The sequence below is a fragment of the Clostridium niameyense genome (assembly GCF_001243045.1).
Lineage (GTDB): Bacteria > Bacillota > Clostridia > Clostridiales > Clostridiaceae > Clostridium_F > Clostridium_F niameyense.
On the sequence record NZ_LN849007.1, the window covers coordinates 953,556 to 976,105 of the forward strand.

20 protein-coding genes are annotated in these 22,550 nt (G+C 28.8%); all 20 read left to right on the plus strand.

Going from position 1 to position 22,550, the window contains the following annotated elements; translation table 11 throughout:
* Positions 1-59: 59 nt before the first annotated feature.
* Complete coding sequence (gene pyrH / locus BN1711_RS05550) at positions 60-773, plus strand: UMP kinase (protein WP_050607188.1); 714 nt, start codon at positions 60-62, stop codon at positions 771-773.
* Between the two features lie 20 nt (positions 774-793).
* Positions 794-1,348 carry a ribosome recycling factor gene (gene frr / locus BN1711_RS05555; protein WP_050607189.1) on the plus strand — a complete coding sequence of 185 codons (555 nt, stop codon included), beginning with the start codon at positions 794-796 and terminating at the stop codon, positions 1,346-1,348.
* Positions 1,349-1,411: 63 nt separating this feature from the next.
* Positions 1,412-2,170 carry an isoprenyl transferase gene (locus BN1711_RS05560; RefSeq protein ID WP_050607190.1) on the plus strand — a complete coding sequence of 253 codons (759 nt, stop codon included), beginning with the start codon at positions 1,412-1,414 and terminating at the stop codon, positions 2,168-2,170.
* A gap of 26 nt (positions 2,171-2,196) precedes the next feature.
* Entirely contained in the window at positions 2,197-2,988 is a 792-nt protein-coding gene (locus BN1711_RS05565) for a phosphatidate cytidylyltransferase (protein WP_050607191.1), read from the plus strand.
* Positions 2,989-3,281: 293 nt separating this feature from the next.
* Entirely contained in the window at positions 3,282-4,439 is a 1,158-nt protein-coding gene (locus BN1711_RS05570) for a 1-deoxy-D-xylulose-5-phosphate reductoisomerase (RefSeq protein WP_050607192.1), read from the plus strand.
* 12 nt (positions 4,440-4,451) lie between these two features.
* Positions 4,452-5,462 carry an RIP metalloprotease RseP gene (gene rseP, locus BN1711_RS05575; protein ID WP_050607193.1) on the plus strand — a complete coding sequence of 337 codons (1,011 nt, stop codon included), beginning with the start codon at positions 4,452-4,454 and terminating at the stop codon, positions 5,460-5,462.
* Positions 5,463-5,479: 17 nt separating this feature from the next.
* Positions 5,480-6,529: a flavodoxin-dependent (E)-4-hydroxy-3-methylbut-2-enyl-diphosphate synthase gene (gene ispG, locus BN1711_RS05580; RefSeq protein ID WP_050607194.1), complete on the plus strand. Its 1,050-nt coding sequence runs from the start codon at positions 5,480-5,482 to the stop codon at positions 6,527-6,529.
* Between the two features lie 37 nt (positions 6,530-6,566).
* On the plus strand, positions 6,567-10,859 hold the full coding sequence (locus tag BN1711_RS05585; RefSeq protein WP_050607195.1) for a PolC-type DNA polymerase III: 4,293 nt from the start codon (positions 6,567-6,569) through the stop codon (positions 10,857-10,859).
* Positions 10,860-11,106: 247 nt separating this feature from the next.
* The gene (rimP, locus tag BN1711_RS05590) at positions 11,107-11,577 is read left to right on the plus strand and encodes a ribosome maturation factor RimP (protein ID WP_050607196.1); all 471 of its coding nucleotides are present in this window, start codon (positions 11,107-11,109) and stop codon (positions 11,575-11,577) included.
* A 15-nt stretch (positions 11,578-11,592) separates the two neighbouring features.
* Positions 11,593-12,708: a transcription termination factor NusA gene (gene nusA, locus BN1711_RS05595; RefSeq protein WP_050607197.1), complete on the plus strand. Its 1,116-nt coding sequence runs from the start codon at positions 11,593-11,595 to the stop codon at positions 12,706-12,708.
* 37 nt (positions 12,709-12,745) lie between these two features.
* Positions 12,746-13,015: an RNase P modulator RnpM gene (gene rnpM / locus BN1711_RS05600; protein ID WP_050607198.1), complete on the plus strand. Its 270-nt coding sequence runs from the start codon at positions 12,746-12,748 to the stop codon at positions 13,013-13,015.
* Positions 13,005-13,319: a ribosomal L7Ae/L30e/S12e/Gadd45 family protein gene (locus BN1711_RS05605; protein ID WP_050607199.1), complete on the plus strand. Its 315-nt coding sequence runs from the start codon at positions 13,005-13,007 to the stop codon at positions 13,317-13,319. Before rnpM ends, BN1711_RS05605 begins: the two co-directional genes overlap by 11 nt.
* A 17-nt stretch (positions 13,320-13,336) precedes the next feature.
* Entirely contained in the window at positions 13,337-15,352 is a 2,016-nt protein-coding gene (gene infB, locus BN1711_RS05610; RefSeq protein ID WP_050607200.1) for a translation initiation factor IF-2, read from the plus strand.
* A 28-nt stretch (positions 15,353-15,380) separates the two neighbouring features.
* Positions 15,381-15,743, plus strand: a complete 363-nt coding sequence (gene rbfA / locus BN1711_RS05615) for a 30S ribosome-binding factor RbfA (protein WP_050607201.1) — start codon at positions 15,381-15,383, stop codon at positions 15,741-15,743.
* A complete protein-coding gene (locus tag BN1711_RS05620; protein ID WP_050607202.1) occupies positions 15,733-16,695 on the plus strand; it encodes a DHH family phosphoesterase in 963 nt (320 codons plus the stop codon). Before rbfA ends, BN1711_RS05620 begins: the two co-directional genes overlap by 11 nt.
* Positions 16,696-17,565 (plus strand): tRNA pseudouridine(55) synthase TruB, encoded by an 870-nt coding sequence (gene truB / locus BN1711_RS05625; protein ID WP_050607203.1) that lies wholly within the window; start codon positions 16,696-16,698, stop codon positions 17,563-17,565.
* Between the two features lie 12 nt (positions 17,566-17,577).
* On the plus strand, positions 17,578-18,510 hold the full coding sequence (locus BN1711_RS05630) for a bifunctional riboflavin kinase/FAD synthetase (protein WP_050607204.1): 933 nt from the start codon (positions 17,578-17,580) through the stop codon (positions 18,508-18,510).
* Positions 18,511-18,630: 120 nt separating this feature from the next.
* Entirely contained in the window at positions 18,631-18,894 is a 264-nt protein-coding gene (gene rpsO, locus BN1711_RS05635) for a 30S ribosomal protein S15 (RefSeq protein ID WP_050607205.1), read from the plus strand.
* Positions 18,895-19,031: 137 nt separating this feature from the next.
* Positions 19,032-21,137: a polyribonucleotide nucleotidyltransferase gene (locus BN1711_RS05640; RefSeq protein ID WP_050607206.1), complete on the plus strand. Its 2,106-nt coding sequence runs from the start codon at positions 19,032-19,034 to the stop codon at positions 21,135-21,137.
* Positions 21,138-21,195: 58 nt separating this feature from the next.
* Positions 21,196-22,497, plus strand: coding sequence for a M16 family metallopeptidase (locus BN1711_RS05645; RefSeq protein ID WP_050607207.1), 1,302 nt, complete (start codon positions 21,196-21,198; stop codon positions 22,495-22,497).
* The last annotated feature ends 53 nt before the right edge of the window (positions 22,498-22,550 follow it).

The following is a 22,550-nucleotide window of genomic DNA, read 5'->3' on the forward strand; positions in this document are numbered from 1 at the left end:
TAAACTTTAGTTTGTTAAATTATATTTGTAATTTCAAATTTTTTGGAGGTATAATATAAATGAAAGAACCAAAATATAAAAGAGTAATGCTTAAGTTATCGGGAGAAGCTTTAGCTAGTGATAAAGGTTATGGAATTGATTTTGAATTTACAAAAAAAATATCAGAACAAATAAAACAATTAGTGGATATGGGCATAGAAGTAGGTGCTGTTGTAGGTGGAGGAAATATTTGGAGAGGAAGAAGTGGCTCCGATATGGATAGAACTACAGCGGATTATATGGGAATGTTAGCTACTTGTATAAATGCTTTAGCACTTCAAGATTCTTTAGAAAATATAGGTGTTAATACCAGAGTACAAACAGCTATTGAAATGAAAGAGGTAGCAGAGCCTTTTATAAGAAGAAGAGCTATGAGACACTTAGAAAAAGGAAGAGTAGTAATTTTTGCATCAGGAACAGGTAACCCTTATTTTTCAACAGATACAGCAGCAGCTTTAAGAGCAGCTGAAATTGAAGCAGATGTAATATTACTTGCTAAAAAAGTAGACGGAGTTTATGATAAAGATCCACATAAATATGATGATGCTAAAAAGTATGATAAGCTATCTTATATAGAAGTGTTGGATCAAGGACTTCAAGTTATGGATTCTACAGCTACTTCATTATGTATGGATAATAATATACCTATATTAGTTTTTGCCCTAGATAAACCAGAAAATATTATAAAAGCAGTTAGAGGCGAGGATATGGGTACTTTAGTTACTAATTTATAATAAAGGAGGTTATTAATTTTATGAAATCTATTATTTCAAAAGCTGAGGAAAAAATGAGTAAAACAATTTCTGTGTTAAGACAAGAACTATCTTCTATGAAAGCTGGAAGAGCAAATCCTGCTATACTTGACAAAATAGAAGCAGAATACTATGGAACTTTAACACCTTTAAATCAATTAGCAAATATATCAGTACCGGAGGCTAGAGTTTTATTAATTCAACCTTGGGACAAGAATTCACTATCTGCTATAGAAAAAGCTATTTTAAAATCTGATTTAGGATTAAATCCATCAAGTGATGGTTCTGTTATAAGACTTGTTATACCAGAACTTACTGAAGAAACAAGAAAAAATTTAGTTAAGTCTGTTAAAAAGACAGGAGAAGATTCTAAAGTAGCTATAAGATCTATAAGAAGAGAATGTAATGATGATTTGAAAAAGTTAAAAAAAGAACAAGAAATTTCAGAAGATGAAATAAAAAAATCAGAAGAAAACATTCAAAATAAAACGGATAAATTTATTAAAGAGATAGATAATATTATACTAGCAAAAGAAAAAGAAATATTGTCTATATAGCTTATAAAAACCTGCTAATATGCAGGTTTTTATAATAACAAATTTAATACGGGGGTAAATTTTATGAAAAATTTTTTTACATCTAAAAAGCAAGAAGTATCTCATATAAAATTAGATGAAAATAATATACCAAAACATATTGCAATTATTATGGATGGTAATGGAAGATGGGCTAAAGAGAAAAAGCTTCCAAGAACTATGGGACATAAGGCTGGTGTTGAAACTATTAGGGAAATAGTTAAAGAATGTAGTAATTTAGGTGTAGAATATTTAACTTTGTATGCTTTCTCTACAGAAAATTGGAAAAGGCCTAAAGATGAAGTGAGTGCTCTTATGAATTTACTCGTACAATATTTAAGAAAAGAAATACAAGAATTACATAAAAATGACGTAATAGTAAATGCTATAGGCAATATAGATGAGCTACCTGCAATTTGTATAGAAGAACTAAAAAAAGCTTATAATAAAACTAAAAATAATAAAGGTTTAACTTTAAATCTGGCACTTAACTATGGTGGACGAGATGAAATAACTAGAGCTATAAAAAATATGTATAAAGATATTAAAATAGGTGTATTAAAAGAAGAGGATATAGAAGAAGGTACTATAGAGAATTATCTTTATACAAAAAACATGCCAGATCCAGATTTGATAATAAGACCAAGTGGAGAACAAAGACTTAGTAATTTTTTATTATGGCAATGTGCCTATTCCGAATTTTGGTATTCAGATATAAAGTGGCCAGATTTTAAAAAGGAAAATCTTTATAAAGCTATACATGATTTTCAAAATAGAAATAGAAGATTTGGATCAATAAAATAAAAACCCAACGGATAAGGGGGAAAAAAATGAATAAAAGATATATAGGAGCTTTAATATTGGCACCTTTTGTAATATTTTTATTTTTAGGTGGACTTTATTTAAAGTATGGAATTTTAGTTCTTTCATTAATGGGTATGTATGAATTTTATAAAGTTGTAAGAAGTAAAGATATACATCCTATAAACATAATTGGATATATATTATGTATGCTTTACTATTATACTTTAAGTGATACTGTAAATTATAAATTTTTCTTTTATACAAGCATTTTTGCTGTGTTTATAATGCTTATTATCCCTATATTAAATTTAAAATACAATTTTATAGATGTAGCTATTACAATTTTCGGATTTTTATATGTAGCTGTATTTTTTAGCTTTATAGTTTTAGTAAATAGAAAGGTTTATGGAAATTACCTAGTTTGGATTATATTTATTTCTGCGTGGCTTTGTGATACTACAGCTTATTATGTAGGAAAGTATTTTGGTAAAAATAAACTATGTCCTAAGGTTAGTCCTAAGAAAACTATTGAAGGTTCTATAGGAGGAATGTTAGGAAGTGCTATAGCTTGTGGTTTATTTGGATTATTTGTTATTAGATTTAAAGTTAATATAGCTTTTTATAATTTTATAATTATAGGACTTATAGGTGGTATAGTATGTCAATTTGGAGATTTAATAGCATCTTCTATTAAAAGATATGTTGGTGTAAAAGACTATAGTAATTTAATACCAGGTCATGGTGGAATATTAGATAGATTTGATAGTATATTGTTTTCAGCTTTATCTGTATATTATTACTTAACTTTTATAGTGTAGATTTAATCATAATATAATTCACAAACTTAAGAATTCTCGGATACTTAATTAAAATCCGAGAAATTTTTTTATTATAAAGTTATAATATCATAAAATTATAATAAATTTTAATGAATAGACTTTATTATCTATGGATTACTTTATTTTAAAATGTAAATATGGTATATTAAAACATATTAAAAATAAATCTTAGTTAGTTCAAAATGAACCAATTAACAGCTTAGATTTAATATTTTATATTCAGTTTATATTAATATACAAATTTGTTAAGACTAAAGTTAGGAGAGATATAAATGAAGTATATAAGTATACTAGGAGCTACAGGTTCTATAGGGACGCAAACCTTAGAAGTAATTAGAAAAGATAGGGATAATTTTAAATTAATAGGTATATCTGCTAATAAAAATTATAAAAAGATTATAGATATAATAAAGGAATTTAATCCTTTATATGCAGTTTTAATGGAAATAGATGCTTTTAATGAAGTTAAAAAGTTTTGTGAAAGTAAAAATTTAAAAACACAGGTTCTTTGTGGTGTAGATGGTATGATTAAAATATCTACTTTAAAAGAAGTTAATATAGTGGTTACTTCTGTAGTTGGAATGATAGGTCTTGTACCTACCATTAAGGCTATAGAAGCGGGTAAAGATATAGCTTTAGCCAATAAAGAAACTTTAGTAGTAGCAGGGGAGCTAGTTATGAAAAAGGCTAAAGAAAACAATGTGGCTATATTACCTGTAGATTCTGAACATGGGGCTATATTTCAATGCCTTTTAGGAAACAAAAAAGAGGAAGTACATAAATTACTTTTAACAGCTTCCGGAGGTCCCTTTAGGGGAAAAAGTATGGAGGAACTTTCTAATGTTACAGTAGAGGAAGCTTTAAAACACCCAAAATGGAATATGGGTAGAAAAATATCTATAGATTCAGCTACTTTAATGAATAAAGGATTAGAAGTTATAGAAGCACATTGGCTGTTTGGTGTGGACTATAGTAATATACAAGTAGTGGTTCATCCACAAAGTATTGTACATTCTATGGTAGAATATGTAGATGGTAGCGTTATAGCTCAAATGGCAGTTCCAGATATGAAATTACCTATACAATACGCTTTAAATTATCCTTATAGAAAAGATGCTGTAATATCTAATTTAGATTTTTATAAAATAGGCAGCTTAACCTTTGAAGAACCAGACATGAATACATTTATCCCATTAAAGTTAGCTTATGAGGCAGGAAATAAAGGTGGCTTAATGCCAACTATATTAAATGCATCCAACGAGATAGCGGTGGAATTGTTTTTAAACAAAAAAATTAAATTTTTACAGGTAGGTGAAATATTAAAAGACTCTATAGAAAGGTTTGATTATAATAAAGAAGTAACTGTAGATAACATAATTAATATGGATAATAGGGTTAGAGAATATATTAATAACAAATTTAATATTTAGGGAGGTTAAATAATGTATATAATAGCGGCTATTATAGCTTTTGGGGTATTAGTTATAGTGCATGAATTTGGACATTTTATAATGGCTAAAGCAAATGGCATAAAAGTAGAGGAGTTTTCTATAGGTATGGGACCTAAGCTTTTTGGAATAAAAGGTAAGGAAACAGAATATTTAATAAAGCTTCTTCCTATAGGTGGTTATGTAAAAATGCTTGGGGATGAAGGTAAAAGCGATGATGACAGAGCCTTTAATAATAAATCACCTTTAAGAAAATTAAGTGTAGTAGCAGCAGGACCTTTTATGAATTTAGTTCTTAGTATACTTTTATTTGCTATACTAGCATCTCAAAGAGGATACTTAGCTCCTATAGTTCAAAAAGTAGTACCTAATGGTCCAGCAGCAGTGGTAGGAATAAAAAATGGAGATGAAATATTAAAAGTAAATAATAAAAATGTATCTACTTGGGAGGATTTTGTTACAGAGGTTTATATGTCTAATGGTAGTTCTTTAGATATAACTATATCAAGGGATAATGAAAAGAAAAATATAAAGGTATTGCCTATAAAAGATAAAGAAGAAAATAGATTTATGATAGGAATTTATCCTACACAAGTTACAAATCCTACAGTAGGCCAGTCTATAAAATATGGTTTTACAGAAACAGGATCTTTAGTAAAACAAACTTTTGGATTTTTTAAGACTTTGTTTACTGGAAGAATATCAAAAAATGATGTAGGAGGACCTCTTACTATAATAAAGGTTTCTGGAAAAGCAGCAAAAGCTGGTATTATGAGTTTAATGGCCTTTGCAGCTTATATAAGTTCTCAGCTTGCTATATTTAATATCATCCCTTTCCCAGCTTTAGATGGAGGATATATAGTATTATTTATAAGTGAGATTATTACAGGTAAAAAGATAGATGAAAATAAGTTAGGTGTACTAAATTATATAGGATTTTCTATATTAATGGCACTTATGGTGTTGGTTACTATAAAAGATATAGTATATCCTATAAATTTCTAAAATTGGAGATGGCTTAAATGGACAGAATAATAAAAAGAAAAGTTAATATAAAAGATAGTTATATAGGTGGAGATGCACCTATATCTGTTCAATCTATGACGAATACAGATACAAAAGATATAGAAAGCACATTAAATCAAATAAATCAATTGGAAGAAGCTGGTTGTGATATAATAAGATGTGCAGTACCAAATATGGAGGCGGCTAAAGCTTTAAAAATAATAACAAATAAATCAAAATTACCAATCGTTGCAGATATACATTTTGATTATAAATTAGCTTTAGAAGCTATAAAAAATGGAGTTTCTGCTTTAAGAATAAATCCTGGTAACATAGGTAGCGAAGAAAAGGTTAAGATGGTAGCTAATGCTGCTAAAGAAAAGAACATACCTATAAGAATAGGAGTTAATTCTGGTTCTTTAAAAAAGGAAATACTAAATAAGTATGGGAAGGTTTGCCCAGAAGCTTTAGTTGAAAGCGCTCTAGAACATGTAGCTATATTAGAAAAAAATAATTTTTATGATATAGTAATTTCTATAAAGTCATCAAACGTTACACAAATGATAGATAGCTATAGATTGATAAGCAAAAAGGTTGATTACCCTCTTCATTTAGGAGTAACAGAAGCTGGAACTTTATTTAGTGGTACAATAAAATCTAGTATAGGTATAGGAACTCTTTTATCAGAAGGCATAGGAGATACTATAAGAGTTTCTATTACGGGGGATCCTGTAGAAGAAGTTAGAATAGGTAGACAAATATTAAAATCTTTAGGTTATCTTAATGATGGTATAGAATTTATATCGTGTCCAACTTGCGGAAGAACCAATATAGACTTAATTTCTATAGCAGAGGAAGTAGAGAGAAAGCTTCAAAATTGTAATAAAAATATTAAGGTAGCTATAATGGGATGTATAGTTAATGGACCAGGAGAAGCAAGAGAAGCTGATATAGGTATAGCTGGAGGATCTGGAGAAGGGATTATATTTAAAAAAGGAGAAATTATAAAAAAGGTAAAAGAAGAATATATAATAGATGAGCTAATAAAGGAAATAGAGAATATGTAAATATTTTAATGTACTATTCATCCTTAGGGGGAATAATATGAGAAACCATGTTGTTAATGATATACAACAACATATAAATTATAATGAACTTTTAGATGATAATGAAAATACAAAGTTAATAAAAGTTCAATATTTTAAAAAAAGAAAAAAATTAAAAATAATAATTAAATCAAAAGAAGAGTTTAATAAAGAAGTAGAATTAAAAATAAAAAAGAGTATTAAAAGCAAAATAAGAGCATTAAAAGATGTAGAGATTGTATGTTATAAAGATATATCTAATATAAGCTTACAACAAATGTGTAATAAATATTGGTTAGATTTATCTAAACTTATATGGGAGGCAGTGCCTATAGCTAGAGATTGCCTTTTAAAAGCTAATAAGAATATAAAAGATAATACTATGGAACTTACTTATGGGAATGAATTTCTATGTAAATTTCTACACAAAAATAAATTTGAAAGTAAATTAAAATATTATATAGAGTCCATTTTTGGAATAAAGGCCAATATTATTTTAAAATATGATCCTTCTTTTAAGGAGGAGGATTATTTTAAGGCTATGGATTATAAAGAAAAATCTATAATGAAAAATATAATAAAAGAAAACAAAGTGAAAAATAAAAAAATTACTAAAACCATTGATTATAATCCTGAGGATAAGAGGGATAGTTCTATAATATATGGAAGAAGTATAAAAGAAGATTCTATTTTAATGAATTCTTTAAGTGAAAGTTCAGGGGTTGTAGTAGTTTGTGGAGATGTATTTAAAAAAGAAGTAATAGAAACTAAAACTGGTAGAAAAATAGTAACTTTTTTTATAACAGATTATACAAACTCCATGATTGTTAAATTTTTTCCAAGACCTAAAGATGCAGATAGGATTATAGAAGAGATAAAGGAAGGGATTTATTTAAAAGTTAGAGGAGAAGTGGTTAATGATCCTTATGCTAGAGAGTGCGTAATAATGGCTAAGGATATAGTTAAGACTACAAAAATAGAAAAAATGGATGCATCAGAAGAAAAAAGAGTAGAACTTCATATGCATACACAAATGAGTGCAATGGATGGTATGTCTTCTGCAGAAAACTTAATAAAAAGAGCTGCAAAATGGGGACATAAAGCTGTAGCTATAACAGATCATGGAGTAGTTCAAGCTTATCCTGAAGCTATGTCTGCTTCTAAAAAGTATAATATAAAAATTATATATGGTATAGAAGCTTACTTAGTAAATGATGGGGTACCTATAGTAGAAGGAGAACAAAATGAAACTATAGATGATACCTTTGTAGTATTTGATTTAGAAACCACGGGATTTTCTAGTGAAAATGATAAAATTATAGAAATAGGAGCAGTTAAGATACAAGAAGGAAAAATAATAGATAAATTTAGTACTTTTGTAAATCCTAAAATGCCTATTCCTAACAATATAATAGAGCTTACCAATATAAGCGATGATATGGTAGAAAACTCGGAAACTATAGAGAATATATTACCTAAATTTATGAATTTTATAAAAGATTCAATAGTAGTTGCACATAATGCTGCTTTTGATGTGTCTTTTATACGTAAAAGTTGTAAAGATTTAAATATTAAGTTTGGAAATCCTGTAATGGATACGGTTATTTTAAGTAGATATATGTTTCCAGAGCTTAAGAGGTTTAAATTAAATGTAGTTGCAAAGCATCTAGGAATATCTCTAGAAAATCATCATAGGGCGGTAGAAGATGCAAGGGCTACGGGTGATATATTGCTTAAATGTTTTGAAATGTTAAAGGAACGAGAAATAACAGATTTAAAGACATTAAATAAAAAATTCTTAGAAAATATAAATATAAAAAAAGAGCCTACACACCATTTAATAATATTAGTAAAAAATCAAATAGGACTTAAAAATTTATATAAACTAGTTTCAACTTCTAATTTAGAGTACTTTTTTAAAAGACCCAGAATGCCTAAAAGTTTAATAAATAAATATAGGGAAGGACTTATAATAGGTTCTGCATGTGAAGCAGGAGAAATATATAAGGAAGTTCTTAGAGGAAAAACAAAAGAAGAGTTAAAGGCTTTAGTGGATTTTTATGATTATTTAGAAATACAACCTCTGGGCAATAATGAGTTTATGTTAAGAAATGGTATGGTGAAAAGTGAAGAAGAACTTATAGATATAAATAAAAGAATATGTGAATTAGGAAAATTCTATAATAAACCTGTAGTAGCCACTTGTGATGTTCATTTTTTAGATCCTGAAGATGAGATTTTTAGAAAAGTTTTAATGGCAGGACAAGGATTTAGTGATGCGGATAATCAGCCACCATTATACTTTAGAACTACAGAAGAAATGCTTAAAGAGTTTCAATATTTAGGGGAAGAAAAAGCAAAGGAAGTAGTAATTTATAATACTAATAAAATAGCAGAGTCAATAGAGGATATAAAACCAATACCTGATGAAACTTTTCCACCTAAAATAGAAGGTTCTGAAGAAGAAATTAAAAAAATGACTTTAGAAAAGGCTCATTCTATATATGGTGAAAAACTTCCAAAAGTAGTAGAGGCAAGAATAAATAAAGAGTTAAATTCTATAATAAACAATGGATATGCGGTTTTATATTTAATAGCTCATAAATTAGTTGCTAAATCTTATTCGGATGGTTACTTAGTAGGTTCTAGAGGATCTGTAGGATCCTCTTTAGTAGCTACTATGTGTGATATAACAGAAGTTAATGGACTTCCACCTCATTATGTTTGTTCAAAATGTAAGTATAGTGAGTTTTTTACAGATGGGTCTATTGGTTCAGGGGCAGATTTGCCAGATAAAAATTGTCCTAAATGTGGTGAAAAGCTTAGAAAAGATGGCCATGATATACCTTTTGAAACCTTTTTAGGTTTTGAAGGAGATAAGGAGCCTGATATAGATTTAAATTTTTCAGGAGAGTATCAGGGGGTTGTTCATAAATATACAGAAGTTTTATTTGGAAAAGGTCATGTGTTTAAAGCGGGAACTATAGGTACTATTGCAGAAAAGACGGCTTATGGTTTTGTAAAAAAATATTTAGATGAAAGAAATATAAAAGCCAATTCTGCAGAAATAGAAAGATTGTCTAAGGGATGTACTGGAGTTAAAAGGACTACAGGACAACATCCAGGTGGCATTATGGTTGTTCCAGCTGATAACGAAATATTTAATTTTACTCCTATACAGCATCCAGCGGATGATGCCGAAAGTGATGTAACTACTACCCATTTTGATTATCACTCTATAAGTGGTAGATTATTAAAACTTGATATATTAGGTCACGACGATCCCACAGTACTTAGAATGCTTCAAGATTTAACAGGTGTAAATCCCAAAGAAATACCTTTAGGAGATTCTAAGGTAATAAGTTTATTTACTTCTCCTAAAGCATTAAATCTTAAAGAAGAGGATATAAATTGCCCTGTTGGAACTTATGGGTTACCTGAATTTGGAACTAAATTTGTAAGACAGATGCTAGTGGATACTAAACCAAAGACTTTTGCAGATTTAGTAAGGATATCAGGATTGTCTCATGGAACGGATGTATGGCTTAATAATGCTCAATATTTTATAAAAGAAGGTTATACTACAATAAAAGATTGTATATCAACAAGAGATGATATAATGATGTACTTACTTCAAAAGAATCTTCCACCTAAAGCAGCTTTTACTATAATGGAAAAAGTAAGAAAGGGTAAAGGCCTTACGGAGGAAAGAGAAGAATTAATGAAAAAACATGATGTACCAGACTGGTATATAGAATCTTGTAAGCGAATAAAATATATGTTTCCTAAAGGCCATGCAGTAGCCTATGTAATGATGGCTATTAGAATAGCATATTTTAAGGTTTACTATCCTAAAGCTTATTATGCTACCTACTTTACTGTTAGAGCAGATGATTTTGATGCGGACTTAATAGTAAAGGGAGAAGAAAAAATAAAAGAAAAAATGGATGAGCTTTATGCTATGGGGAATAATATAACACAAAAGGATAAAGGACTTCTTACAACGTTAGAATTATCTTATGAAATGTATAAAAGGGGAATAAAATTTTTAAAAGTAGATTTATATAAATCTGATGCTGTTAAGTTTTCTATAGAAGGTGACTTTATAAGACCACCTTTAAGTGCTCTTCAAGGTGTAGGTAAAAATGCTGCAAAGAGTATAGTAGAAGCTAGGCAATCTGGAAGTTTTATATCTAAAGAGGATTTAAGAATAAGGTCTAAAGTTACTAAAACTGTTATAGAAACTCTCCAAAATCATGGATGCTTAAGGGGAATGCAAGAAACTAATCAGATATCAATTTTTAATCTATAAAATAATTAGAAAAGTTTATTTTACTAAGTTTTCCTTGAAATTAATATATCTCTATGATAAAATGAAGCTTGTAAAGACAAGAGAACTTTGTTTATGGCAGAGTGGGGAAAAAACCCGCTCTTTCTATTTGTTAAAAAACGCAGCGAAAGTTGCGTTTTTAAATTAATTAAAAATAATAGCTTTATTCTTTGGGAAAAATAGATAAATAGAATTATTTATCCAAAGATTTTAAGGAGGGGTTAATAAAGTGAGTAAAAGTACTTTAATACAAAAATTAGAAGAAGCAATTAAACCGGTAGTAGAAGATATGGACTATGAATTGTATCATATAGAATATGTAAAGGAAGGAAAGGAAAACTATTTAAGATTATATATAGATAAAGAAAATAAAGAAAGTGGTATTTCTTTAGAGGATTGTGAAAAGGTTAGTAGAAGAATAAGTGATTTGCTAGATGAAAATGATCCTATTCCTGATAGCTATTATTTAGAAGTATCTTCACCAGGTATAGAAAGGGTAATATATAAAGAAGAACACTTAAAAAGATATATAGGATATAATATAGTTTTAAATTTATTTGCACCTATTGAAAAGAAAAAGAAATATGAAGGTGAATTAACAAATTTCAATAAAGAAGAAATAACTATAAAATCTGAAGAAAAAGAAGTAACTATACCTAGAAATAAAATATCTAAGATTACTTTAAAAGGGGAATTTTAAGGAGGTTAAATAAAAATGAACCAGGAATTTGTTGATGCATTAAAGGAAATAGTTAAAGAAAAGAGTATTAGTGAAGATTTACTATTTACAACTATAGAAGATGCATTGGTAACAGCTTACAAGAAGAATTTTTCAAAACAAGGTAGCAATAATCATAATGTTAAGGTTATAATGAATAGAGAAAATGGAGAAATACATGTATATTCTCAAAAGAGGGTAGTAGAAGAAGTTGAAGATAAAATAAACGAAATAAACTTAGAAGAAGCTAAAGAAATAGATCCAAATTATAATTTAGAGGATATAATAAACATAGAAGTAACTCCTAAGACTTTTGGAAGAATAGCAGCTCAAGCGGCTAAGCAAGTTGTTATTCAAAGAATAAAAGAAGAAGAGAGAAGAATTGTATATAATGAATATATAGAAAAAGAAGAAGATATATTAACAGGAACAGTATTAAGAAAAGACAAGGGAAATGTACTTATAAATATAGGTAAGTCAGAAGCAGTACTTGGACCTAAGGAACAAATACCAGGAGAAAAATTTGATTTTAATGAAAAAATAAAATTATATGTAGTAGAAGTTAAAAACACTACAAAGGGACCTCAAGTAGTAGTTTCAAGAACCCACCCAGGTCTTGTAAAAAGACTTTTTGAACTTGAAGTTCCAGAGATATATAATGGAATAGTAGAGATAAAGAGTATCGCAAGGGAAGCAGGATCAAGAACTAAGATAGCTGTTTATTCGAAGGATGATAATGTAGATCCAATGGGGGCTTGCGTAGGACCTAAAGGTATAAGAGTGCAAAATATAGTTGGAGAACTTAAAAATGAAAAAATAGATATAATAAAATGGAGCAAGTCTCCAGATGAATTTATAGCTAATGCTTTAAGTCCAGCAAAAGTTTTAGATGTAGAAATTGTAGATGAAGAAAATAAATCAGCAAAAGTAGTAGTAGATGATACTCAACTATCTTTAGCTATAGGAAAAGAAGGTCAAAATGTAAGATTAGCTGCTAAGTTAACAAGTTGGAAAATAGACATAAAAAGTAAATCACAAGCAGATGAGGAATTAACTTATAATAATATTGAAGTTGAAAGTGAAATAGCAGAAGAAATGCAGGATAATGAATAAATAATAATATAAAAATAAAAGAGCAGGTGATTAGGTTATGAAAAAAAGAAAAGTGCCTTTAAGAATGTGTACAGGATGCGGTGAAATGAAACCTAAAAAAGAGCTCATAAGAATAGTAAAGAATAAAGAAGAAGAAGTGTCTGTAGATTTAACAGGTAAGAAGTCTGGAAGAGGAGCTTATATTTGCAAAAGTGCAGATTGTCTAAAAAATGCTTTTAAGTCAAAAAGATTAGAAAAAAACTTAGAAGTTAAAATAAGTGAAGAAATTTATGAAAAGCTAAAGGAAGAAATAGAAAATGAGAGATAGTTTTCTACAGTTTTTAAGCATAGTAAAAAAATCAGGTAATCTATTACAAGGATATAATAAATGTGAGGAAGCATTAAATAAGTCTCAGATTTATCTTATTATAATATCAAAAGATGTATCAGAAAATACAGAAAACAAATTTAAAGTAAAGTGTAAAAAGTTTAACATTCCTTTGATAAAATGCTACGATGAGTTTACTTTAGGTAGTATTTTAGGCAGAGAAAGTATGAAAGTATTAGCTATAAAAGATAAAAATATGGCTGATAAATTATTAAATTTAAGAGAAAACGATGAAAAACATTAGTTTCGGGGGTGAATAGTTTGGCAAAAATAAGAGTTTATGAATTAGCAAAAGAATTAGATATATCTAGTAAAGAACTTATTAATATGTTAGAGCAAGAATTTGGTGTAAAAGTTAAAAATCACATGAGTGCTATTGAAGATGAGGATGCAGAACTAATAAAAGAGTTACTGGATAATAAGGAAAAGAATGGAGAGAACGACATTAATAAAATAAATAAAGATACACAAAATAACAAGGTAGGTAATACAGAACCTGAAAAAGAGTTAGATGTTATAAAAGTAACTTCTAATACTATCACAGTAAAAGAGATATCCGAAAAACTTGGCAAATCTTTTGCGGAAGTTATAAAAGAGTTAATGCTTATAGGAGTTATGGCATCTGTAAACCAAGAAATAGATTTTGAGACAGCTCAAAAATTAGTATCTAAATTTGATGCTGAATTAGTAATAGAAGAAAACAAAGACGAAGACGAACTTGATGAAATAATGAACTCAGAAGAGGATGAAGAAGAAAACTTAGTAAAAAGATATCCAATAGTAACAGTTATGGGTCACGTAGACCATGGAAAGACTTCAATATTAGATGCTATAAGAAAATCAAAAGTAACCACTACAGAAGCTGGTGGAATTACTCAGCATATAGGTGCTTATACAGTAGCAATAAATGGAGATCATATCACATTCTTAGATACTCCAGGACACGCAGCTTTCACAGCTATGAGAGCAAGAGGAGCACAAATTACAGATATAGTTATATTAGTTGTTGCAGCAGATGATGGTATAATGCCTCAAACTCAAGAAGCTATAAGTCACTGTAAAGCAGCAGGAGTTCCTATGGTAGTTGCTATAAATAAAATAGATAGACCAGCAGCTAATATAGATAGGGTTAAACAAGAATTAACAGAATACGGTCTTGTTCCAGAAGATTGGGGCGGAGATACTGTATGTGTACCAGTTTCAGCTCACACAAGAGAAGGATTAGATGACCTTTTAGAAATGGTAATTTTATCATCAGAAATGTTAGAATTAAAGTCTAATCCAAATAGAAAAGCTAAAGGAACAGTAGTAGAAGCAAAACTAGATAAGGGAAGAGGTCCAGTTGCTACACTACTTATTCAAAATGGTACTTTAAGGGTTGGAGATTCTATAGTAGTGGGTTCTACTTATGGTAGAATTAGAGCTATGTTTAATGATAAGGGTAAGAAGATTAAATCAGGAGGACCATCTACACCAGTTGAAATTCTTGGATTATCAGAAGTTCCAGAAGCAGGAGATAAGTTCTATCAAGTTAAAGATGAAAAAACAGCAAGAGGTATTGCAAATAAGAGAAAAGAAAAATTAAGAGATGAATATTTACAATCTACTCATAAAGTTTCATTAGAAGATTTATATAATCAAATACAAGAAGGAACAGTAAAAGAATTAAGCTTAATTGTAAAAGCAGATGTTCAAGGTTCTGTGGAAGCTCTAAAACAATCTTTAGAAAAATTATCTACAGATGAAGTAAAGGTTAGAGTTATACACGGTGCAGTAGGAGCTATAAATGAAACAGACGTTACATTAGCTAATGCATCTAATGCTATAATATTAGGATTTAACGTAAGACCTGATAATAATGCTTCAAGTTTAGCTGAAAAAGAAGAAGTAGATATAAAAACTTATAGAGTTATATATGACGCTATAGAAGATATAAAATCAGCTATGATAGGTATGTTAGAACCAGAATATAAAGAAGAAGTTACTGGAACTGCTGAAGTTAGAAGAGTATATAAAATATCTAATGTAGGAACTATAGCCGGTTGCTATGTACAAAATGGAAAGCTAGTTAGAAACGGTGGAGTCAGAGTAGTAAGAGATGGTATAGTCATATTTGAATCAGAACTTGCATCTTTAAAGAGATTTAAAGATGATGCAAAAGAAGTAGCACAAGGATATGAATGTGGTCTTAGTGTAGAAAAGTTTAATGATTTAAAAGATGGCGATATAATAGAATGCTATGTTATAAAGGAAATAAAGAAAGATACATTAGAATAGATTTCCTAAAACAAAAGGAGTGATATTCGTGGCTAAGTATAGAGCAGGAAGAATAAACGAAGAAATGAAAAAGGAAATCAGTAGCATTATAAGAAATAATGTTAAGGATCCAAGGTTAAGTGCTATGGTAAGTGTTACAGGAGTAGATGTAACAAGAGATTTAAGGTATGCTAAAGTATATGTAAGTATTTTTGGAGATGAAAAATCAAAAGAAGAATCTTTATTAGCACTTAAGAGTTCAACAGGGTTTATAAGAAGAGAAGTAGGAAAAAAAATAAACTTAAGATACACACCAGAGATTATAATACAGTTAGATGAAAGTATTGAAAGAGGTATGCATATAGATAAAATTCTAGATGCAATAAAGGAGAAAGAGGAAAATGATAATTAGTAAAATCCTAGATAAAATAAAGGAAAGTAACAGCATAGCTATTACTTTCCACACTTCTCCTGATGGTGATTCTTTAGGTAGTGCTTTAGCTTTACTTAAATCTATTAGAAAATTAAATAAAAAGGCTTATATATTATGCAAAGAAGAAATACCTAAAACCTTTAGATATTTGCCTTTATCAAGAGAAATAACAGGACAACTATTTAAACCTTATGATGATACGGATTGTATTATAGTATTGGATTGTGGTGATGTAGAAAGAATAAATGCAGATTTAGATTTAGAAAATAGAGAATATTTTGTTATAAATATAGATCACCATTTATCTAATGAATTTTATGGAGATTTAAATTTTGTAGATACTAATGCACCTGCTGTAGGTGAGATAGTATACAAAGTAATTGAAAGTTTACATATAGATATGTGCAAAGATATAGCCACTTGTTTATATACATCTTTAATTACAGATACAGGTTCTTTTAGATATTCAAGTACTACTCCTAATACTCATATTGTAGCAGGGGAACTACTAAAAACTGGTATAGATTTTAGTAATATTCATAGAACTATATATGAAAATAAAGAATTAAAAAGATTAAAACTTTATGGAAAAGTATTGGATGGAATGTATGTTGTACAAGATAAAATTTGTGTAATGAAAATTACATATGAAATGTTAGAGGAACTTGGATTAGGGGAAGTAAAGGATACATCTGATGTGATATCTTTAGGTATGCAAATCCATACGGTAGAAGTAGGGATTTTGTTAAAAGAAGCAGAAGATGGAGTAAAGGTAAGTATTAGGTCTAAGGAATTTGTAGATGTACGAAAAGTGGCAGAAGGCTTCAACGGAGGAGGTCATAAAAGAGCCTCAGGAGCTTATGTAAAAAATGAGAAAATTACCAATGTAGAGAATAAACTTATAGAATCTATAAAAAAAGAGTTGATTTAAATGGATGGAATAGTAAATGTTTTTAAACCTTCAGGTATGACTTCTTTTGATGTAGTAAGAGATATAAGAAAAATAACTAAAGTAAAAAAAGTAGGTCATACAGGTACTTTAGATCCACTAGCATCTGGAGTCTTACCTATATGCATAGGAAAAGCTACAAAAATTTCAGATTATATAATGGAAGGTACTAAATCTTATAGGGTAGAGTTGAAGTTAGGTATAACTACGGATACCTATGATAGAGAAGGAAAAATTACATCATGTAATGATGTAAAAGTAACAGAAGAACAGCTTATAAGTGTTTTGAACAATTATATAGGAGATATAGAACAAGTACCTCCTATGTATTCCGCTATAAAAGTAAAAGGAAAAAAACTATATGAGCTAGCAAGAAAAGGTATAGAAGTAGAAAGAGAGTCTAGAAAAATAACTATATATAATATATCTGTTATAAGTATAGATATGCCTTATGCAATATTTGATGTAAAATGTTCAAAGGGAACATATATAAGAAGTTTATGTTATGATATAGGAAAAGACTTAGGATGTGGTGGAGTAATGTGGAATTTACAAAGAATAGAAACATCACATTTTAATATAAAGCAATCTATAAGTATAGATGATTTAAGTGAGGATAATATAGGAGATTATTTAATACCTATAGATAAAGCTTTAGATCAGTATGAAGCTATTTATGTTGATAATAGACTTTCAAAGCCCCTTTTAAATGGTGTAACTTTAAAAGATAGAAAGTTATTACAAAAGCTGCAGGAAGATAAAATTTATAGAACTTATATTGATAATGGCAACTTTGTAGGATTAGGTTCTATGAATAAATATGGATTTAAAATAGTAAAATTATTGTCTTAGGAGTAGTAACCTATGTTAGTTTTAGAAGATAATTTTAGGAAAAAGTTAGAGTTTAATACATACATTGCACTGGGGAGCTTTGATGGAATTCATAAAGGTCATAAAAAATTAATAATGGAAACTATAGAAAGAGCTAAAAATGATGGAAGTAAAAGTATGGTTCTTACATTTAAAGATCATCCTTTAAATGTAATAAATAAGGATATAGCTCCTAAATTATTAATGGACAATGAAAGAAAAGTTGAAATTTTTCAGGAAATGGGTATAGATATAGTTAATTTTATTAATTTTAATAAAGACTATATGAAATTAAGTCCAGAAGAATTTGTAAAAAATATGATAAAATATTATAATGCTAAAGGCTTTATAGTTGGATTTAATTATAGATTTGGATACAAAAATCTAGGTGATATTAGTCTCTTTAAAGAATTAAGTTATAAATTTAAATTTGACCTACACGTGGTGCCACCTATAAAATATAATGAAGAGATAATAAGTAGTTCTAAAATAAGGCATATGATTATATATGACGGTAATGTAGAAAAGGCATCAAAAATGCTAGATAAAAATTATGCTTTAAAAGGAACTATAATTAAAGGAAAACAATTAGGAAGAAAATTAGGATTTCCCACTGTAAATTTAGATTATGATAAAAAATTTATACTTCCAAGGGGAGGAGTTTATTACACTATAATAAAGTACAATAAAAATTTTTATAAAGGTATTACTAATATAGGATACAATCCTACAGTTGAAAATGAAAAATTAAGTGTAGAAACTCACATATTAGGATTTCATAAAAATATTTATGGGGAAAGTATAACTATATATTTTATAAGTAGAATAAGGGATGAGAAAAAATTTCCAGATCTACAAGGACTTATAAATCAACTTTCTAAGGATAAAGAATATGTAATAAAGCAAAAAACTGAAATTAATTTTTAAAAATTAATTTACAATTGTAGGTTTATTTGCTATAATTACTTCGTGATGAACCTTATGCTAAGAGTGCTGAAATGCCGACGGCACGCTTGGGTATAGGAGATATATTTGGAGGTGTATACAATGGAAAAGGCAAGAAAACAAGAAATAATGAACAAACATGCAAGACATGAAGGAGATACAGGTTCTCCAGAAGTGCAAATAGCATTACTTACAGAAAGAATTAATCACTTAAATGAGCATTTAAAAGAACACAAGAAAGACCACCATTCAAGAAGAGGTCTTTTAATGATGGTTGGTAAAAGAAGAGGTCTTTTAAATTACTTAATGCGTGAAGATATTGAAAGATATCGTAACATAATAAAAGAATTAGGATTAAGAAAGTAATTAAGATAATAAGAGCGGCTATGTCCGCTCTATTATTTTAAAAAATTAATTTTAAATAATATTTTGAAATAGTGTAAAACTAAAGTAATGTAGTTATAATTTTATATTTAAACCGTAATTTCGAGAGGAGGTAGAATATGGTTCATACTTTAGAAACTACCGTTGCAGGTAGAAAAATGAAAGTAGAGTGTGGAAAAACAGGAATGTTATCTAATTGTGCTCTATTTATAAGCTATGGTGATACAGTAGTAATGGTAAATACTAATGCATCAAAGGAACCAAGAGAGGGAATAGACTTTTTTCCTTTAAGTGTAGAATATGAAGAGAGGTTATATTCTGTAGGTAAAATACCAGGAGGTTTTATAAAAAGAGAAGGAAAACCTTCTGATAAATCTATATTACATGCAAGATCAATAGATAGACCTTTAAGACCATTATTCCCAAAAGGATATAGAAATGATGTTCAAATAGTAAATACTGTTTTATCTGTAGAACAAGATAATTTACCAGAAATATTAGCTATAAATGGAGCTTCTTTAGCATTATGCTTATCAAGTATTCCGTTTACTACACCAGTAGCAGCTGTATCTGTAGGTTTAATAGATGGAGAATTTGTTATAAATCCAACAGTATCTCAAAGAGAAAATAGTATATTAGATTTAACAGTATGTGCAACTAAAGAAAGAGTTATGATGGTAGAAGCAGGTGGAGAAGAAATTCCTGAAGATATAATGTATGATGGTATAATGTTTGGATTTGAAGAATGTAAAAACATAGTGGCTTTTCAAGAAGAAGCTATGAGTAAATTCGGAAAAGAAAAAACTGAGCCTAAATTATATAAAGTAGATGAGGATTTAGAAAAAGAAGTAAGAGACTTTGCTTTTTCCATGATAAAAGATGCAATGTATATAACAGATAAAGACGATAGAAATGCTAAAATGGATGAAGTAAAAGAAAAAATAGAAGAAGAATTTGAAGAAAAGTATGAAGAAAAATCAGCTGATATAGGAACTGTAGTTTACCAAATACAAAAAGAGGTAGTAAGAAGTATGCTTTTAAAAGAGCATAGAAGACCAGATGGAAGAAAGTTTAATGAAATAAGACCTATAAGTTGTGAGGTAGGATTACTTCCAAGAACTCATGGAACAGGATTATTTACAAGAGGATTAACTCAAGTCATGACAGTGGCTACATTGGGAGCCTTAGGTGATGTACAAATATTAGATGGTATTGCAGAAGAAGTATCTAAGCGTTATATGCATCATTATAATTTCCCAGCTTATAGTACTGGAGAAGTTAGACCACTTAGAGGACCAGGAAGACGTGAAATAGGTCATGGTGCTTTAGCTGAAAGAGCTCTAGAGCCATTAATTCCATCAGAAGAAGAATTCCCATATACTATAAGACTTGTGTCAGAAGTGTTAAGTTCTAACGGTTCTACATCTCAAGCTAGTGTTTGTGGTAGTACATTAGCATTATTAGATGCAGGGGTTCCAATAAAAAGACCTGCAGCAGGTATTGCCATGGGACTTATAACTAATGAAGATTTAACTGAAGAAGAAGTTATAACAGATATACAAGGATTAGAGGATTTCTTCGGAGATATGGATTTTAAAGTAGCTGGTACAGAAAAAGGAATAACAGCTATTCAATTTGATACAAAGATAAAAGGTTTATCTAGTGATTGCATAAGAAAAGCTTTGGATGGAGCAAGAGAAGCTAGATTACATATACTAGATAAAATAATAGAATGTATTAAAGAACCAAGAGAAGAATTATCAAAATATGCACCAAGAACTAAAGTTATTTCTATAGATCCTGAAAAAATAAGAGATGTAATAGGTGCAGGTGGCAAAGTTATAAATAAGATAATTGCGGAAACTAACGTAAAAATAGAAATAAAAGAAGATGGAAAAATATTTGTAACATCTAGTGAAGCAGAAGGAGTTAAGAAAGCTATTGATATAATAGAAGGATTGACTAAAGATGTAGTAGTTGGAGAAATTTACTTAGGTAAGGTTACAAAAACAACTAATTTTGGAGCATTTGTAGAGATACTACCTGGTAAAGAAGGATTGGTACATATATCAAAACTTGACTTTGCTAGAGTAAATAAAGTAGAAGATGTAGTATCTGTAGGAGATGAAATCTTAGTAAAAGTTACAGATATTGATAACCAAGGAAGGGTTAACTTATCAAGAAAAGATGCTATTACAAATCCTGACAATACAGATAAAGAATAAAAATAGAAGGGCATGTCTGCCTTTTTATTTTTTAAATTTTATTTAGGGAGGAAAATCAATGTATACGCTACTTAAATTAGATAATGGACTAAGAGTGGTATTAGAGAATATAGATTATGTAAATTCTGTTAGTGTAGGGGTATGGATAGAAAATGGTTCTAGAAATGAAACTAAGCAAAACAATGGGATATCTCATTTTATAGAGCATATGCTGTTCAAGGGTACAGAAAACAGAAATTCCTTAAAAATAGCGGAGTCTATAGAAGATTTAGGTGGTCAAATAAATGCATTCACTGGGAAAGAGGCCACTTGTTATTATGTAAAAATATTGGACTCTCATATAGATTTGGCCCTAGATGTATTGGCAGATATGTTATTTAATAGCAAGTTCTTGGAAGAAGACATAGAAAAAGAAAAGAAGGTTGTAATAGAAGAAATAAATATGAGTGAAGATTCTCCTGAGGATGTGCTAGTAGATCTTTTTAGTAGAGCAGCGTGGGAAAATGATTCTAGTTCCTATCCTATTTTAGGGACTATAGATACAGTTGGATCTTTTAATAGAAATCAGATATTAGACTATTTACATCAGTACTATATACCAGAGAATTCAGTTATATCAATATGTGGAAATATAAATATAGATAAAGCTAAAAAGCTTGTGGAAAAATATTTTGGAGGTTGGAAATCAGGGGAAAATAAAAAAATAACTACATATTCTACCCCTAAAATATATAAGAATCATTTATTTAAATCTAAAAATATAGAGCAAATCCATGTGAATTTAGGTTTTAAAGGTATTGAAGCTGGTAGTGATGATATTTATCCCTTAATTATGATTACTAATATATTAGGTGGAGGAGCTTCATCTATTCTTTTTCAAAAAATAAGAGAAGAAAAAGGATTATGTTACAATATATATGCCTATTTGACTTCTCTCAACAATACAGGAATAATAAATATATATTCAGGGTTAAATCCTAAATGTATTGAAGAGGCTTTAAGTTTAATTAAAAATGAAGTTTATAACTTTTATAAGAAAGGTATAGATAAAGAAAAAATATTAAAATTAAAGGAACAATTAAAAGGAGGCTATATATTAGGTTTAGAAAGTACTAGTAGCAGAATGTTTAGTAATGGTAAATCTGTTTTATTTTTAAATAGAATAAAAAAGCCAGAAGATGTAATGAAAAAAATAGATAATGTAACTTATAGTAAGATACAAGAAGTTATGGAGAAGACTTACGGTGAAGGTATATTAAATTCTGCTTTTGTAGGTAAAAATTTAAATTTAGAAAAAGCTATAAATATCATAGAAAAAGAAGAGTATACTTTTAAACAACCAAAAGTTAAACTCATATAATTCATAGGTAATAACTTCTAATATAGTATCATATTATGGAATATGATACTATA

Excerpts from the sequence above, each read along its gene's own strand:
- BN1711_RS05620 (WP_050607202.1), top strand. The coding sequence starts at position 15,733 with ATGATAATTAGTAAAATCCTAGATAAAATAAAGGAAAGTAACAGCATA.
- BN1711_RS05565 (WP_050607191.1), top strand. The coding sequence starts at position 2,197 with ATGAATAAAAGATATATAGGAGCTTTAATATTGGCACCTTTTGTAATA.
- BN1711_RS05640 (WP_050607206.1), top strand. The coding sequence starts at position 19,032 with ATGGTTCATACTTTAGAAACTACCGTTGCAGGTAGAAAAATGAAAGTA.
- ispG (WP_050607194.1), top strand. The coding sequence starts at position 5,480 with ATGGACAGAATAATAAAAAGAAAAGTTAATATAAAAGATAGTTATATA.
- frr (WP_050607189.1), top strand. The coding sequence starts at position 794 with ATGAAATCTATTATTTCAAAAGCTGAGGAAAAAATGAGTAAAACAATT.
- truB (WP_050607203.1), top strand. The coding sequence starts at position 16,696 with ATGGATGGAATAGTAAATGTTTTTAAACCTTCAGGTATGACTTCTTTT.
- BN1711_RS05605 (WP_050607199.1), top strand. The coding sequence starts at position 13,005 with ATGAGAGATAGTTTTCTACAGTTTTTAAGCATAGTAAAAAAATCAGGT.
- rseP (WP_050607193.1), top strand. The coding sequence starts at position 4,452 with ATGTATATAATAGCGGCTATTATAGCTTTTGGGGTATTAGTTATAGTG.
- BN1711_RS05570 (WP_050607192.1), top strand. The coding sequence starts at position 3,282 with ATGAAGTATATAAGTATACTAGGAGCTACAGGTTCTATAGGGACGCAA.
- rnpM (WP_050607198.1), top strand. The coding sequence starts at position 12,746 with ATGAAAAAAAGAAAAGTGCCTTTAAGAATGTGTACAGGATGCGGTGAA.
- rpsO (WP_050607205.1), top strand. The coding sequence starts at position 18,631 with ATGGAAAAGGCAAGAAAACAAGAAATAATGAACAAACATGCAAGACAT.
- BN1711_RS05630 (WP_050607204.1), top strand. The coding sequence starts at position 17,578 with ATGTTAGTTTTAGAAGATAATTTTAGGAAAAAGTTAGAGTTTAATACA.
- BN1711_RS05585 (WP_050607195.1), top strand. The coding sequence starts at position 6,567 with ATGAGAAACCATGTTGTTAATGATATACAACAACATATAAATTATAAT.
- nusA (WP_050607197.1), top strand. The coding sequence starts at position 11,593 with ATGAACCAGGAATTTGTTGATGCATTAAAGGAAATAGTTAAAGAAAAG.
- BN1711_RS05560 (WP_050607190.1), top strand. The coding sequence starts at position 1,412 with ATGAAAAATTTTTTTACATCTAAAAAGCAAGAAGTATCTCATATAAAA.
- BN1711_RS05645 (WP_050607207.1), top strand. The coding sequence starts at position 21,196 with ATGTATACGCTACTTAAATTAGATAATGGACTAAGAGTGGTATTAGAG.
- pyrH (WP_050607188.1), top strand. The coding sequence starts at position 60 with ATGAAAGAACCAAAATATAAAAGAGTAATGCTTAAGTTATCGGGAGAA.